At 41.1% G+C, this 17,000-nt stretch carries 11 protein-coding genes; all 11 read right to left on the minus strand.

Annotation, left to right across the window (positions count from 1 at the left end; genetic code table 11):
* Positions 1–22 precede the first annotated feature (22 nt).
* Positions 23–991, minus strand: a complete 969-nt coding sequence (gene rlmF / locus ACFE6N_RS15640; RefSeq protein ID WP_378937935.1) for a 23S rRNA (adenine(1618)-N(6))-methyltransferase RlmF — start codon at positions 989–991, stop codon at positions 23–25.
* 947 nt (positions 992–1,938) lie between these two features.
* A complete protein-coding gene (gene dctA / locus ACFE6N_RS15645; protein WP_378937937.1) occupies positions 1,939–3,207 on the minus strand; it encodes a C4-dicarboxylate transporter DctA in 1,269 nt (422 codons plus the stop codon).
* A gap of 170 nt (positions 3,208–3,377) precedes the next feature.
* Positions 3,378–4,217, minus strand: a complete 840-nt coding sequence (locus ACFE6N_RS15650) for a cyanophycinase (RefSeq protein WP_378937940.1) — start codon at positions 4,215–4,217, stop codon at positions 3,378–3,380.
* Positions 4,217–5,242, minus strand: a complete 1,026-nt coding sequence (locus ACFE6N_RS15655; protein WP_378937942.1) for an isoaspartyl peptidase/L-asparaginase family protein — start codon at positions 5,240–5,242, stop codon at positions 4,217–4,219. The genes ACFE6N_RS15650 and ACFE6N_RS15655 overlap by 1 nt, the downstream gene beginning before the upstream one ends.
* A 5-nt stretch (positions 5,243–5,247) precedes the next feature.
* Entirely contained in the window at positions 5,248–6,339 is a 1,092-nt protein-coding gene (locus ACFE6N_RS15660; protein ID WP_378937944.1) for a cyanophycinase, read from the minus strand.
* 72 nt (positions 6,340–6,411) lie between these two features.
* On the minus strand, positions 6,412–7,803 hold the full coding sequence (locus tag ACFE6N_RS15665; protein WP_378937946.1) for a RagB/SusD family nutrient uptake outer membrane protein: 1,392 nt from the start codon (positions 7,801–7,803) through the stop codon (positions 6,412–6,414).
* An 11-nt stretch (positions 7,804–7,814) separates the two neighbouring features.
* Positions 7,815–11,213, minus strand: coding sequence for a TonB-dependent receptor (locus tag ACFE6N_RS15670; RefSeq protein ID WP_378937948.1), 3,399 nt, complete (start codon positions 11,211–11,213; stop codon positions 7,815–7,817).
* A 76-nt stretch (positions 11,214–11,289) separates the two neighbouring features.
* Entirely contained in the window at positions 11,290–12,465 is a 1,176-nt protein-coding gene (locus ACFE6N_RS15675; RefSeq protein ID WP_378937950.1) for a FecR family protein, read from the minus strand.
* 95 nt (positions 12,466–12,560) lie between these two features.
* A complete protein-coding gene (locus ACFE6N_RS15680) occupies positions 12,561–13,145 on the minus strand; it encodes an RNA polymerase sigma factor (protein WP_378937952.1) in 585 nt (194 codons plus the stop codon).
* 94 nt (positions 13,146–13,239) lie between these two features.
* Complete coding sequence (locus ACFE6N_RS15685; protein WP_378937954.1) at positions 13,240–15,084, minus strand: glycoside hydrolase family 2 protein; 1,845 nt, start codon at positions 15,082–15,084, stop codon at positions 13,240–13,242.
* 109 nt (positions 15,085–15,193) lie between these two features.
* Positions 15,194–16,963 (minus strand): ABC transporter ATP-binding protein, encoded by a 1,770-nt coding sequence (locus ACFE6N_RS15690; RefSeq protein WP_378937957.1) that lies wholly within the window; start codon positions 16,961–16,963, stop codon positions 15,194–15,196.
* Positions 16,964–17,000 lie beyond the last annotated feature (37 nt).

The raw sequence follows: 17,000 nt of genomic DNA on the forward strand, positions 1-17,000 counted from the left end.
CGCCAAACTGCGCAATCCAAACTCAGACCTTCCATCCTTTTACCCATTCATCCTGTGCTCTTTCATCCTGAAAAGTCCAGGCTACAAAGCGGCTTATTTTCTGGCCCTGGCTCATGATAACGGTACGCACTTCAAAAGCATTTGCTTTAACCAAAGCATTATAAATACTTTTTAGGTTTGCGCTTTTTGAAACGAGTGAACTGAACCATAACACCTGGTTTTTAATCTGCGCACTCTGGATAATCATCTGCTCCACAAAGGCACGTTCGCCTCCCGGGCACCAAAGCTCGGCTTTATTGCCTCCAAAGTTTAATACATGTTTTACTTCTTTTTCATTTCCGCCCAGGTTGCGCCATTTTTGGCGGGTACCCTGCTCAGCTTCTTTTAAGGAAGAATGGAAAGGTGGATTACAAACCACGGCATCAAAACGCTCAATTCTACCTACAATCCCCCTAAAAATACCCATTTTAGATGATTGCTGGCGGATTTCTATTGCACCCTGCAATGGTTTGTTGGCTTCGATAATGCGTTTTGCCGATTCAACTGAAAGTGGATCAATCTCCGACCCCACAAAACTCCATCCATACTCCTGATGACCGATAATCGGGTAAATGCAGTTAGCGCCTACACCAATGTCCAACACATTGATTTTAGGTCCTTTGGGATTTTTACCTTTATTGCTTGATCCAAGCAGGTCGGCAATGTAATGGATGTAGTCTGCCCTGCCGGGAATAGGCGGACAAAGAAAATCCTGTGGAATATCCCATTGCTGGATATCGTAGAAATATTTCAACAGCGCCCTATTTAGTGCTTTTACGGCGTTTTGATCAGCGAAATCGATTGAATCGTCGTTATGTTCGTTTTTAAAAACAAAACGTCTTAATTCTTTTGAAGCGGCAGTAAGTTGTTTGAAATTGTAACGCGAACGGTGTTTGTTGCGCGGATGTAACTCGCTTTTTTCTTTGCGGTTACTTTGTTCTTCTTGAGCCAATGTATTATGGATTAACTAAACAAGCTGTGTTGCCTGTTTCTGCTGCAAAGATACGAAAAAAGGTTGAGGGCGGGAAGGTTAAAGGTTAGAAGGCTTGAAAAACAATCGAATTAGCTTGGAGTCGGGAGTTTTTGGTTGGACTTAGCAGGCAAATCAGACACATAAGAAGGTTGAAGGCGGGAAGGTGAAAGATTGGAAGACTTGAAAAATAATCGAAATGGTTTGGAGTTGGGCGTTTTTAGTTGGGAGTAACAACTGCAGAAATAAAGCGATTGCCACTTTGATCCGATAGCTGTTGAATTTGTTTCAATAAATAAAAAGGTTGAAGGCGAGAAGGTTTTATGGATTGTCGTATGCTGAATTTATTTCAGCACCTCTCTGTCTATTAAGACCCTGAAATGAATTCAGGGTGACGACCATTTCAAATTAGGACCTGGTTTAGGTTCCAAAAGGGTACACCTATCGAACTCAGCTTAAAAATCACTTTTTTTGGAGCGCAAGACCTGTAGCTACAATTAAACTCGGTTCCCGTGCTTCGCTATATCCCTAGCTGCGCTTCGGGGATACCGCTGCGCCCGGGGCTATATCGAACTGTTAATGCAAGTCACAAAGTACAAAATGGCTAACAATTTGCAAATCGTTGCTTGGTTTCTTACAAGCCCCACCTTCAATAAACCTTATTGAAGCGGCTATCCTTTTTGGTGCAGAAACAAAAAATGTGCCTGCAAACCCTCACAAAAAGATAATAGCGGAAAGAAGGACTGATCTAACCGAAAGGCAACAAACCCTCATTTACAGAAAACCTGATTCGTCAGTATTTCTCTAATAGTAAAGATCCTGAAATAAATCCAAACCATAGGATCAGGGTGACGCCTCGAGGGAGAACTCCAAACTAACCGTTTGCTTTCGACTTCCTGATCGCCTTACGCCAAACGCTCAACTCCAAACTAACCTTCCTCACCCTTTTCTATGGTTACAGGTTGAATGGCCTTCAAATATTTTTCTTCATCAAACTGGTTTTCACTTTTGGCAACCACAATAGTGGCCACGCCGTTTCCGATTACGTTGGTAATGGCCCTGGCCTCGCTCATAAAACGATCTACACCAATTAAAATAGAAATGTGCTCAATCGGCATCATTTTTAAGGCGGTGAGGGTTGATACCAATACAATAAAACCACTTCCGGTTACACCTGCTGCCCCTTTTGAAGTGACCATAAGTACCCCTAAAACAGTAATCTGCTGTCCTAATGTTAAATCGACATGAAAAACCTGGCAGAGAAATATCACTGCCATGGCCAGGTAAATGGCTGTACCATCGAGATTAAAAGAATAACCCGTTGGAATAACCAAACCCACCACCGATTTATCGCAGCCAATGCTTTCCATTTTCTGCATCATACTGGGCAAGGCCGATTCGGAAGAAGAGGTGCCCAACACAATCAATATCTCCTGACGGATGTATTTCAGATATTGCCAAAGGCTAAATTTATAGTATCTGCAGATTCCGTTTAACACAATAAAAATAAATAAAATGCAGGTTAAATAAACTGAGCCCATCAACTTTGCCATTCCGAAGATACTTTCCAGGCCATGCGTACCAATGCTGAAAGCCATCCCACCAAAAGCTCCTATTGGCGCTAACCGCATAATCAGCTTCATAATTTTAAAAAGCACCTTCGAGATTTTATCGAAAGCATTTAAAACACTGGTTCCATCAGCCCCCAGCTTGTTCAATCCATAACCAAAAAGAATGGCAAACAGCAAAATCTGCAGAATATTTCCCTCTGCAAAAGCAGCCATTACATTATGTGGAATGATGTGAAGGAAAAATTCTCCCCAATTCATCTCTTTTGCCTGCTCGGCATATCCTGCGATTTTTGTAGCATCACCAGTTTTGGCTACCATTCCTGCACCCGGTTTTAAGATATTCGCCACGAGCAAACCAATGGCAATGGCAACCGTGCTTACAATTTCGAAATATAACAGTGCCTTACCGCCAACCCGGCCAACCTTTTTCATATCACCCATGTGTGCGATGCCCAAAACGATGGTAAAAAATATAATCGGGGCAATTAACATGCTAATGAGGTTGATAAACCCCTCACTGATCATTTTGGCTGTTGGTGCGAAGCCAGGAAAGTAAGTACCCACACAGATCCCTATGAAAATAGCGACCAAAACCTGAACTGTTAAATTGGAGAAAATCTTTTTCATTTCTGATTTAGGAAAAATGAAAGATAAGTTAATTTTCCTTTTGTTAAACAGTTTGTTAATTTTTGAATTAAAAATAAAAGCCTACCTTAATTTCTCAAGATAGGCTTTCCCTGAAAGCGATGGAATCGCCATGTTATTTGCGCACTCGTAAAAATGCGATCGCAAATGCATTAAGGCTTAATATCAATCACATCACCTGCGGTAAAAATACCAAAATCGGCGTGTTTAAATTTTAGCAAACCTTTACCGGTTTTTGTAAGTGATTTTGGATTGGCCAGACGAACGACCTGACTTTCGCCTGCAATTGTTGCCTTATTGCCGTGAACGACGATTGCAGTGCTTTCATCAATACCTATGCAAACCATATTGGGATGCGCTGCCAAAGCAGAAATTAACCGGTTATAACGGTTACGTTTTAAAAAATGCTGATCAATGATGATGTTTTGCAACAAACCCATTCCTTCAGCAAATTCGATATTTTTATCCCATAGTTTATTGAAGGTTTCTTTATAAACGGTATCTAAAAGTTGTTTGCCGGTAATCATATACTTACTCATTACCGCAGCGCCAGCACTTGTTCCGGCAATAGTAGCTCCATTTTGATAAGCCTTATGAATAGCAGCGTAAACCGGTGTATTCAGTACCGATTTCATAAAACGGTTCTGGTCTCCGCCTAAAATGTAAATCAGTTTTGCCCCGGCTAGCGAATCAATCCAGTTTTTATCATTCACATCATGTTTGTTGAAGTTAAAATTCCTGATCGTCCGGTTGTCAAGCTTCTTTAGCTGAGTAGAAAGGGTTCCGAAGCCTACATCAGGCACCTCGCTAGCCATTGGCAACACAATAATATAATCGTTTGCTTTTAGTGAAGCAGTATTCAGCATTTCTTGCATCAACGCATCGGACCGATCGCCACCTCCGATGATAAACAGCTTACCTTCAGGCTTTCCCTGGGCAGCCGCCATTAATGAAAGGCTGACCAGACATGTCATCAAAAATAGTTTCTTCATTATTTGTAAATATTTACCTCAATTTTTCCATCTGCGGTTATGGTGCCCCTGTACATGCCTTCAGTATTAAAAGGCATGGCTACATTACCTTTTTTATCTAATGCGATCAAACCACCGTCGCCGCCCATTTTGCCTACTTTATCCAATACAATTTTCGAAGCTTCTGCTACCGAAATACCTTTGTATTCCATTAAATCGGAAATGGTTTTGGCTACCACATTGCGGATGTAAAATTCGCCCCAGCCGGTACACGAAATACCCGCTGTTTCATTGTTACAATAAGTTCCTGCACCAATAATCGGCGCATCGCCTACCCTTCCATATTTTTTGTTAGTCATACCACCTGTTGATGTTCCTGCCGCCAGGTTGCCTGCCTGATCTAAAGCCACACAGCCTACGGTACCGAATTTATAATCGTGGTTTTTGATGCCAAGCAATCCTGATTTTTTACTGCCATGATCTAAAACTGCTTTAGTAGAATCCTCTTTAATGGCTTCCTGCAAACCGTTCCAACGTTCCTTTGTCCAGAAATACTTAGGATCTACAATTTCCAGTCCGGCATCTTTTGCAAACAGATCGGCCCCCGAACCCACCATCATCACATGTTCTGATTTTTCCATTACCGCCCTTGCTGCAGAAATGGGGTTTTTAACGGTTGTGACACCAGCAACGGATCCTGCCATCAAGGTTTTTCCGTCCATAATGGCGGCGTCCAGTTCATTTCGGCCATCATGAGTAAAAACTGCACCCTTACCGGCATTAAAATGCGGATCGTTTTCCAAAACATGGATGGTTGCCTCAACTGCGTCGAGACTTGATTTACCTGCTTTAATTTCTGCATAACCGGCCTGCAAAGCCTTTGTTAAAGCGGCTACATAGGCAGCTTCTTTCTCTGGTGTCATGTTTTTCTTTAAAATGGTACCTGCACCACCGTGAATCACCATTACATATTTTTTCTGTTGTGCATTAACATTCAATGCCCATACAGCACATAACAATACTGTAAATAATTTCAATGCTTTCATTTTATCTATTGATCTTTTTTATTTAAAACTCCGTTATCTATCCACCAAGCGTACCATTTGCCACCGCTGGCTTCATTTACTTTAAAGGTAGCAACATTAAAACTTCCACCACCATCAACCGAGGCAGCAATTTCATAAACAGAAAACGCTTTTCCGCCATTGTTCCAGTTTACACTTTGGTTTGCCTCAAACCGCTCCGGCTGTTTAGTCGCATCAGGAACAATGAAATATGCATAACTATAAGCCCTCGTGGCCGAATAATCACCAAAAACCTGTGCTTTTCCATTTTGATCGATACAAACAGCTGTGCGCTCATCAACAGCAATACATTTAGCCTGAACCGAAAAGTCCTTATTAATCCTTCCTAGAAATACCAGAGACCTTCCCTCACGATCGCGGGTTAAATAGTGCTGGTCGGTAATTACATTTTGTAAATAAGGTGCTTTCAGAAAATCGTTATTGTACAAAGTAACATTAGCATGGTACGGATTTGCCAATGCCTGCGCAGAAGTTAAGCCACCGGTTTCGCCACTGTAATAAAAACCACCCAAAACAGCACAACCTGCGCTGGTGCCGCCAACTGGTGCTTTTTTATCGTTTAGCAGAAAATTTAAGGCCTGTTCGGTCTTGGTGCCTTTCCAATATTTCATATAGTCAGACTGGTCGCCACCGGCAATGAAAACCATCTCTGCATTGCGGATCATGTAAGCAACGGTATCGTTGTTCGCCAGTTCTCTCGTATTAATAAGCAGCGTCTCTACAGAATTGACACTTCCCAAGCCATTGATGTACCGGTTGTAAGCGTCTGTTCCTGTAGCACGTAAAACCACCACATCGCCTCCACCGTTTCTTTCCATCATCCATTTAAAAGCGGCATCCACATCATTTCCGCCACCCATTAAAACCATACCGCCACTCGTTGATCTGACCACATTGGCACTATCACCAACAATTCCGATTGATGCTGGCCTACGTTTGGCAACAGGTGTATTTATACCATTGCCTGTTGAAGGAGGTACTACAGTTTCGGTTGCTTTACTACATCCCATAACAGAAAAACAGTATGCCATTAAAATGATAAGAAAGGATTGTTTCATTGTAAAAATTCAAGGGACACATCTATTGGCGTTTCGGCAAGCTCAACGTGATCAGGGTCAAAAACTATTTCTTTAATAATTAGGATTTTGAACGGTTTGTTTGTTTACTGAAATTTCCGCTGCAGGAATCGGGAATGCATATTGCGCCTGAGTGACCGGCAGGGTGATTGCTCCGGATGCATTTGCAGCATCGGCCGCCAACCTGACTACGTGTAAATTTCTTCTTTTTAAATCGAAAAAACGGTGTCCTTCGAAAGCCAGCTCTTTGTAACGCTCTTGTAAAATAGCAGCGATTAAAGTTGCTTTGTCGGTGAAAGCAGCAGTAACATACCCGTTGATGCGGGCACTACGTAAGGTGTTTAAATCTCCAACGGCATCACCTGTCGACTCTGCTTCTGCCTCAGCTTTAATCAGGTACATTTCTCCTGTGCGGAACAATTTAATATCAGTTAAACCAGGCGCTGTTGTAGTACCACCAATATATTTATTAACCAGGTATTGCGATCGGGTTCCGGTTCTTGTCGCGTCAAATCTGATATACGCACCATAACGGATATCGTTTACTTTATCAAAAGCATTGATCAATTTAAAAGCCGGAGCGTATAAAACAATTCCTCCTGTCTGCCGGAAATAAAAATCGCCCATACGTGAATCTGTTGTGCCAACGCGTTTTGCTTTCCAAATGACTTCACTATCATTCGCATCTGTCCAGATACCTGGAAATTGCACTTTTGTAGCAAGCGGAGTAGCCGCAATAGCTTCGTTGGCGTAAGTAATTGCCTCACTCCAGTTTTTTTCGTACAAAGCTAATCTGGCTTGTATAGCTGAAACAGCAGCTTTTGTAATACGGGTTTTATCTGTAAAAGTTGTTGGAATTAACGGTTTAGCGGCTACTAAATCTGCTTTTGCATTAGCAACAACTACTTCAAAATTGTCTCTTGCAGGATAAATAATTGCAGAAGCTTTCATGTAAGGCACACCTAAAGCACCAGTTTGATAAGATGAGGCATAGTTACGGAGCAGCTCAAAGTGAAAATAAGCGCGCAAAGCAAGTAATTCTCCACGATAGCGTGCACCGGTTGCCACGTCTGCTCCTGTTAGCATTAATGCATCTAAACCTGCCAGGGTTCTGTTTATACGGTCTATCGCAACATAAAATGTATAATATTGAGACGTCACGGATCCACTACCTGCATTGTAAAGCCACCTGAAAGCATCGCTATTTCCAACCGTATTTTCTGTTGGAAACGTAGCTTCATCAGAAACGGTAGAAACTACACCAATGGTACCGCCGTCTAAAAGGGCGTAAGCACCAAGAACACCTAAATTGATATCATTGATATTTCTGTAAGCTTTATCTGGTGAGATGCTATCTGTTGGAACCAAATCCAATTTTGCGCACGACGATGTTAAAACTAACAACGAAAATAGCAGTAAGTATATTTGAGATATTTTATTAATCATTGCTGTAATTATTAAAAGTTAACGTTTAAACCTGCTGTGTAGGTTCTGGTGTTAGGATATTGGAAGCGGCCATAAACAGCATTGTTTTCCGGATCTAAACCTCTCCATTTTGTCCAGGTAAATAAGTTTTGTCCTTGAACGAAGATTTTAACACCTCTGATGATTTTGGTTTTTTCCAATAAACTTTTTGGTAAGGAATAACCCACATTTACATTTCTCAATCTAAGGAATGAAGCATCCTGAATATCTTTTGAGGTGAAGTTTCTTGGAAGATCGAATTTTTGTAAAATCGCGTCATTTCCTGTATCTCCAGGAACCTGCCACCTGTTTTCGAGCATCCTAACCGTTTGGTTACTGGTGGCGTATCGCTGGTTTTCATTATAAAAATCTTCATTATTCCATCGCATTACGTTTGATACGAAAGAAAACAACGCTGATGCAGTAATGCCTTTGTAACTTAATGAAGTATTAAAGCCTCCCGTAAATGTTGGGTATAAACTTCCGGAATTGGTGTTGCTTTGTGTGTTTACATTATAGGTAGTTGTGATCGATCCATCAAGGTTATAATATTGAGGCTCTCCCGTTTGCGGATTTACACCTGCCCAATCTGGTGCATAATAAGTGCCATAAGGCATCCCTACTTTTAAAATCCGCGTATCACCATCAGGATATGAATCCACCAAATCGGTAACATGCAAAATTTTGTTTTTATTATAACCCGCATTTACGCCAATAGTCCAGATAAAATCACGGTTTTTGACTACGTCTCCACTTACCTCAAACTCCACTCCCCTGTTTCTCATGATACCAGCACTCAGGTTTAACTCAAGGAAGCCGGATGTTGCAGAAAGTGGTTGATTGATGAACATATTAGTAGTTTTTCTATTATAATAATCAACCGTAACGCGTAACCTATTGCTGAATACCGCTAAATCAAAACCAGTATTGAATTCTTTCACGTATTCCCAGTCAAAAGCATCATTGCCCGGGGTAGTTGCTCTTAATGCCGGAGCACCACCATAAGAGGTATTCACTGCGTAAGTTGGTAAATACAAGAAATCGCCACCGAACGGACTTGCTGTAATACCGTAACTTCCTCTTAGCCGCAAATCGTTAATTAATTCATTATTCTTTAAGAACTCTTCTCCTTTAACATTCCAGTTTGCACCGAATGAATAGAAACCGTGCCATTTATTTTCCGGTGCTACCCTGGTCGATCCGTCGTAACGGTAACTTCCTGTTAAGGTATATTTATCATTGTAAGTATATCTGGCTATGCCCATGATAGATGCCAGGGCATTTTTAGTTTTTCCACCAGTGGTACTTGGCAAAAATGTCGCGCTGCCATTTGTTGCACCTGCCGGTGTTTCCGGTAAACGACCATCGATACCGTAAGCACTAAAACCAAATGAATTGTAATTATTGTAAACGTATTCATAAAAAGCAGAAGCTTCAAAGTCATGAAGGTCATTGAATTTCTTCGCGTAAGTTAAGCCGGTAGTTGAAATAATATTAAAGTTTCTTCTGCTCGCATCAGTTAAACGACCTTTTCCACCTAATGTATTGGCTACACTTCTTGATCCATAATAAGAATCCGGATTAATGAATTGCTGGTCAGTTGACTGGCGGTAATCAATACCGGCCCTGGTCGTTATTTTTAATTCAGGTAAAATCTGATAGGCAAAAGCAGTGCTGATGATGGATTTTAATTGTTCTGTTTTATCTGATGAATTCAGTAAACGTTCTAAAGCCTGACTTCCTTCACGCTGATCTAAGATGAAATATTGGGATCTGTTTCCCGGGTGTACCAACGTACCGTCAGATGCATAGGGTTTTTCGTAAGGCAAAGCATAATAAACCGAAGCCATAGCCGTACCAGCGCCTGTTCCGCCCTCACCTTCAGTAAAGCTTGATTGCGAATAGCCAATAGACACATTGGTACTTCCGCTAAATTTACCATCATTAAAATCTAAATTACTTCTTAATGAGTAACGATCCAATCCGGTACGTTTCGCTACGCCTTCCTGACTATAATAGTTTAATGAATTGTAAAAGCGAAGTTTATCATTTCCACCGCTAATGCTCACTTGTTGTTCCTGAAATTTACCGCGCTGGAAGAAAATATCTCTCCAATCGGTATTGATCTGCTTTAAACTGTCGATGATATAATCAGCACGTGCACGTGATGCTGCGGTTCCTGCAGCGTAAGTTGGGTTTTTAGGAGAGTATGTCCAGCCCGGGCCGAGATTACGACCGAAAGTTGCGCCAATTTCTTCTTCGAACTGTAAACGCTGAGCAGTGTTCATCATCTCGAAATTTGGCCTGCTTAAATTAGAGAAACCATATTGTGAAGTATAATTAACCGCAATTTTACCTGCCTTACCTTTTTTGCTCGTAAGCACAATTACGCCATTCGATCCTCTTGAACCATATAGTGCTTTTGCGGATGCATCTTTCAACACCGTTGCCGATTCAATATCTTCCGGGTTAATGGTTTGGAAATAGCCGGCTTCGATCGGCACACCATCTAAAACGAATAATGGCGTGGATGAACCGTTCACGCTTCCAATACCGCGAATGACAACTGATGCACTTTGACCCGGCTGTCCGGTGGTGGAAATTACACTCATTCCAGGTACACGGCCTTGTAAAATCTGATCGACTGTTAATCCCGGAACTGTATTAATTTTATCAGCAGTAACCAAAGAACTCGCTGCAGCTGATTGTGTTTTAGTATAGTTGGTATAACCCGTCACCACCACATCACTTAAAGTGCCTGCTGATGGCGTTAATTTCAACGTACCCATCTGTGACTTTGCCATTACTTCTCTATCCGTGTAACCAATGTATGAGATAACCAATACCGCATTTTCGTCTACATTTCTAATGATAAAATTTCCATCGCTATCGGTAACTGAAGCAGCCGGTTGCCCCTTAACCTTTACCGAAGCGCCAGGCATGGGGTTTCCATTCTCATCAACAATTTTACCTGTTACATCAATTGCTTTAACATTGTTGCTCCTGGCAAGGGGCATAATTAAAATGGTATTTTCTTTAATTTCCCAGCTAAAAGGCTGTGATCTTAAAACCTGTGCAAGTACCTCTTTGATTTCGGCGTGTTTAACATCAACTGTTACCGGTTTTGCCAGTTTTTCAATCAAATCTGCATCATACAGGAAAAAATAACCGCTTTGTTTCTTAATTTCTTTCAGAACACGTACAAGAGGCACGTTTTTTTGGTTTATGCTAATGTTCTGGGAAAATGCCGATGCACTAACCTGTAAGCATAAAACCGTTATTAAAACAACAAAAAGTTTCATTGTTCTAATACAGGTTAGGTTAAAATAACTTGTAACCAGCCCTGCAGCCTTTAAGGCATTGGGCCGATTACTTTGAGTGTAAAAGTTCATACATTCAGTTTGGTTTAAATTTAAATTGATTAGGTTATTTGTGGGTTAATTGAGAAAGCCGTTCTGGGATAGGCAATTATTTTTCTGGCAATACGGTTAACTTCTTTCCCTGGCCTATTTCGAACCTGATATTTCCCGTCTTCTCCAGCATTTTTAATACTTCAGATAGTTTGGCCTTACGTGGAACCATACCGTTATATTTTTTATTCGGGATACTATGATAATCGATTTGAACATCGTACCACCTTTCTAATTGCTTCAGAATGCTTTTCAGATCGGCATTGTTAAATTGAAACAAACCATTTTTCCACGCTATCTCCTCGTCTGTATCTACATCAGTTGCCAGCCTGATACCGTTACCCGAAACCTCTGCAATGGCTTGCTCGCCAGGTTTCAAAATTTTTACGGACTGGCCATTGCTGATCCGAACACGACCTTCGAGTAAACTGGTTTTAATGGTACTGTTGTCTAAATAGCTATTGATATTAAAATGTGTACCCAACACTTCCACATCCTGCTGATGACTTTTGACATGGAAAGGTTGTGCCTTATTTTTAGCTACTTCGAAATAGGCCTCTCCCATAAGTTTTACACTACGTTCGTTCCCACTAAATACCTCTGGATACTTTAAAGAGGATGCAGCATTTAGCCAAACTTTTGTGCCATCTGGCAAAATCACCTGGTATTGACCACCTTTAGGCGTTTGAATGGTATTATAGGCAATTTTTGACCCTGATTTTAGATTGCTTTGGTTTAAAACAGTATATACCAATTGCCCTTCTTTTGTCTTTGAAATTTTTAGACCATCTTTTTCGCTAATATTAGCGGCAGTATGTTCATCTAAAACAACTTTTGAACCATCAGCAAGGGTTAAAACAGCTTTATCCTTACCTGGGAGGACATCCAGGGATTTTTGAGTGACCAATTCAGGCTTGAGCAATGGCCTGGTTTGATGAAAAAAAGCGAAGGTGAGTCCAAAAATAATCAGCAAAATAGCCGCTGCTGCGCCATACTGATATAAACGGATGGTTTTACGTTTTCGATCAACATTAATTTTAGCATTAATCGCCGAGAAATTATCAGCAGCCATTTTAGCTATTTCTTCGGTATTAAGCTGATCAAGAATATCAGCATTTTTATCCAAATACTGATAGTATTTTTCTACAAAAATAATTTCATCTGCCGTAGCCGTACCTGACACATAACGCTGAATGATTTTTTGTAATTCTTTTTGAGGTTTGAAGGCATTCATTTTTTCCGGCTTTATATAGATGTACCGGAAAGCATAAAATATCCCAAAATAAATTTAAAATATTTTAAAGAAAATTAAAAAAGAACTTAAACTTATTAGGAAATGGCAGCTATTACAGCCGAAACAAGCAAAAAGAGATGTGTAAGCCTTAAACGAAGTGCTTGTGTTGCGACAGTCAACTGATTTTGAACGGTTTTTTGCGAAATATTAAGTTCAAAAGCAATTTTGGCTGTAGATAACCCTTCAAAATAATGCATTACAAATATTTTACGGCGTTTTTCAGGAAGTGCTTTGATGAACAAGGTTATTAGTTCGGCCACTTCTTTTTCTAATAGTATGCCATCGGCCTGTAAAGGAGAAATTAAATTATTTTCGAAAGACTCCCCAAAAAAGCTGTTTTTTGGACTTCTGGCAATATGTTTTAACACCTGAAACCGGACCGCCGTATACAGATAAGCCACCGGATTTGCTAAATCGAGTTCAGCTTTTCTGTTCCACAGGTCGGTAAAAATATTCTGAATGATATCCTGGCATTTTTCTTTTTCGGGCAGGCGCTTGTAGGCTGCATTATAGAGTTCGATCCAATACAACGTATAAATTTTGCCAAACGCAACCTCATCTCCTTGCTTTAATAAGTCAAAAAGGGCATGATCATGCTCATTATTTCTTTCAATATTCAATGATTAGGTGGGTTGCGAAACCAAACATAGTCATTTTTAAGGAATTATATCATACATCCAGACGGGAATTGAATATCCACAAACATGCAAAACATTATTTTCTTAGGCGATTATCTTTCTTAGCTGAGCCAAGGGTCCTGCCAGATTCGATAATTGCCCGGTTAATTTCCCTTACACGTTTGACATCCATTTTTTCCACCTCGCGATCATAGGTAAGTAAACCATTTATTTCGTGTTCAACGTCTGTAGTCTGGGTGTAAACGGCTGTGCTCAGGCCTTTATAAAGCATTAACTGCTCAACCTGCTGCATCAGCAGTACATAACGATCCGTAAGCGCACTGACAGTCGGTTCGTATCCGTATGCATTATTTTCGACCGGCCACATGTGCCCCCTCACAAAAAGTCCGACACCACCATATTCTCCCAATGAAGCGGCACGATTTTCATCTGGTTGTGATGCCCCGTTCGGGCCAATATAAATATGCGTATCTACAAAATCACCATTCCCAGGGTCGCCCAGCGGTTTCTGATACCCAGGATTATTGTTAAACCCGGAATTGCCGTTAACCAGTCTGGATGGATCATATTTTTTTACCCAGGCGGTGATCTCCTTAACATCAAATGCACCCCAGTTTTCGTTAAAGGGTACCCAACTGATAATTGATGGTGAATTGTAGAGATCATCCATTACCGCTTTAAGTTCTTTTCTGAAAACGCTTCGATTTTTCAATGTATCCTCGTTTTGGTACCACATGGCGGGCATGTCCTGCCATACCATTATCCCCATTTTATCAGCCAGATAATAGAAACGTTTTGGTTCAGTTTTCATGTGTTTTCTGATGAGGTTAAAACCTGCATTCTTGGTAAACTCAAGATCAGATTTCAGCGCTTCTTCAGTTGGTGCGGTTAAAATCCCGTCTGGCCAGTAGCCCTGATCCAGTAAACCCACCTGCATTTCAAACTTCCCGTTCAGCAGCGGCCTTACTACACCATTGACTTTACCCAGCCCAATATCACGCATCCCAAAGTAACTCATGATCTCGTCGGTTACTTTCCCGTTTTTATCTTTGAGCACAATTTTCAGGTCGTATAAAAAAGGATCATCCGGCGACCACAACCTTGGTTGATTTATCGGGAGAAATAACCGGGTTCCAGCTGCCCCCTTTATCTGCGAAACGGCTTTTTTTCCATCAAATGCGGTAGCCTCAATCTGGCCATCAACTGCTTTAACTGAAAGAATAAGCCGCTTATTTTCCACATCGGGTGTAATGCGGATCTGTTCGATATACGTATTGGCAACTGGTTCCAGCCACACACTCTGCCATATACCTGAACTGAAAGTATAATCGCCGCGTGGACCGTTCTTACCAGAAGGTGATTTTCCATCATTGGGATCATAGGCTGCCACAATCAGTGTATTGGAACCATTCTTTAAAAACGTGCTGATATCAAAACCAAAAGCATCATAAGCACCTGAATGGCGGCCGGCAAGTTTTCCGTTGACGAATATCGTTGCATTGTGATCCACACCATCAAAATGTCCAATAACTCTTTTCCCTTTCCAGTTAGCAGGGATCTCAAACTCCCGTTTATACCACATATTAATTTCCTGCTTACGCTCAATGCCAGAGAGAAAAGATTCAGGACAGTAAGGCACCAGGATTTTTTCAGCTTTGCCAGAAAATTCTATCGCCTGCTTAGGTGCCTGGGCCGATGATGCATTCTTTCCGCCAATGTAATCCCAGCTGCCGTTTAGGTTGAGCCAATCTTTGCGCTGGAGCTGTGGACGTGGATAATCTGGGAAAGGCACTTTTGCCGTAGCAGCAGAAACCGTCCATTTGGTAGGGAGTTTAGCTTCCTGTGCCCGTAACGTTATTGAAAGCAGCAGCGTTAATGTGAAAAACAGGTATTGTCTAAAAATGGATATCAAATTTATCATCAGAACATCATGAAATATCAGGGATATGTTAGCAAGCCATCGCTCGCTATTGCAAAGTAATGATAATGAGCGTGTAGGTCAAATTAATTTCAAGAATGGATTGCAATTGTTACACTTTGGCAATCCCTTTTGAAGAGAACTGCAGATCGTAAAGCTTTTTATAGTAGCCATTCAGTTTTAACAACTGCTGATGTGTGCCTTTTTCTTTGATTTCCCCCTTATCAAGCACAATAATCTGATCGGCTTTTTGAATGGTTGACAGGCGGTGGGCGATTACAATTGAGGTACGGCCCTCCATTAAATTATCAATGGCTTTCTGGATCAATAACTCGGTTTCAGTATCTACCGACGAGGTGGCCTCATCTAAAACCAGGATAGCCGGATTATGGACCAATGCACGGATAAAGGAAATTAACTGCGCCTGACCTGCAGAAAGTGTGGCGCCTCTTTCCATCACATTATACTGATACCCGCCAGGCAAACGTTCAATAAAATCGTGTGCACCTACTTTTTTGGCTGCATTTACCACTTCTTCTATCGTAATTTCAGGGTTGTTAAGCGTAATGTTATTTAAAATGGTGTCTGAAAACAAGAAAACATCCTGAAGAACCGTGGCAATGTGGTTTCTGAGATAATCGAGTTCAAAATCTTCAATATGGATACCATCAACAGTGATATCTCCTTTTTTCACTTCGTAAAAGCGGTTCAGGATATTAATGGTAGAAGATTTACCGGCACCAGTCGCCCCAACCAGGGCAACAGTTTCACCAGCTTTAACCTCAAAACTGAGGTCTTTTAGTACATAGTTATCGTCATTGTACGCAAACCAGACCTTCTCAAACTTAATATTTCCTTCCAGTTTGGCAGGTTTTTGTTTACCGTTGTTAGGGGTAGTTTCGTCGGTATCTAAAACTTTAAAAACGCGTTCTGCACCCACCATACCCATTTGCAGGGTATTAAATTTATCTGCCAGTTGGCGGATGGGCGTAAAAACCATACCGAGGTACATAATAAACTGTGTAATGGTGCCGGGCGTAACATCCAGGGGTTTGGAAAGAATGCTTTTTGCACCATACCATACCAATAAACCCAATGACATGGCCGAAATCAGCTCAACTACAGGGAAGAATATAGAATAGTACCAATTGCTACGGATATTCGCATCGCGATAACGTTTGTTAATGGCATAAAATTTCCTGTATTCCTGTTTCTCCCTGGCAAAATACTGCACAATAGAAACGCCGGTAATGTGCTCCTGCAAAAAGGTATTCAGGTTTGAAACCTCATTTCTAATTTCCTGAAAGGCAACCTTAATCGCTTTCTGAAATTTCCTTGTAGCCATAATCAGCAATGGAATGGGCAAAAGCACAACCAAACTTAATTCCCAATCGGTATAAAACATCACGCCCACAATAACCACTACCTGCAAACTGTCGCCGATCATGGAAATTAAACCTTCCGAAAAGATATCAGCAATGGTTTCGAGGTCTGAAACCGTTCTGGTGATCAATTGACCTATTGGTGTTTTATCAAAAAACTTGAGCCGCAACCTGGTAATGTGGTTAAAAACACTGATCCGCAGATCACGGATAACAGACTGCCCTAATGTATTGGTTAACAGCGTATGGTTATATTGGATCAAACTCTGCAAAACGAGCATAAAAACCATCAGCATCGTCATATTTACCAGGCCATCGTAATTTCCATTTAAAATATAATGATCGAGTGTGTATTTGATCAGAAACGGGCGTACAGGTGAAATGGCTGCCAGCAAAATGGTTAAAATAACCGACCACACAAAAACGGCACGGTAAGGCTTTACATATTTAAAAATACGTTTCAGTAATCCGGTGTTATATACGTCGCCTGTAACTGCCATGTTTAGGGTTTAGGGCGTAAGGCTTAGGGTATAAGGC

This window comes from Pedobacter sp. BG31 (assembly GCF_042464845.1).
Lineage (GTDB): Bacteria > Bacteroidota > Bacteroidia > Sphingobacteriales > Sphingobacteriaceae > Pedobacter > Pedobacter suwonensis.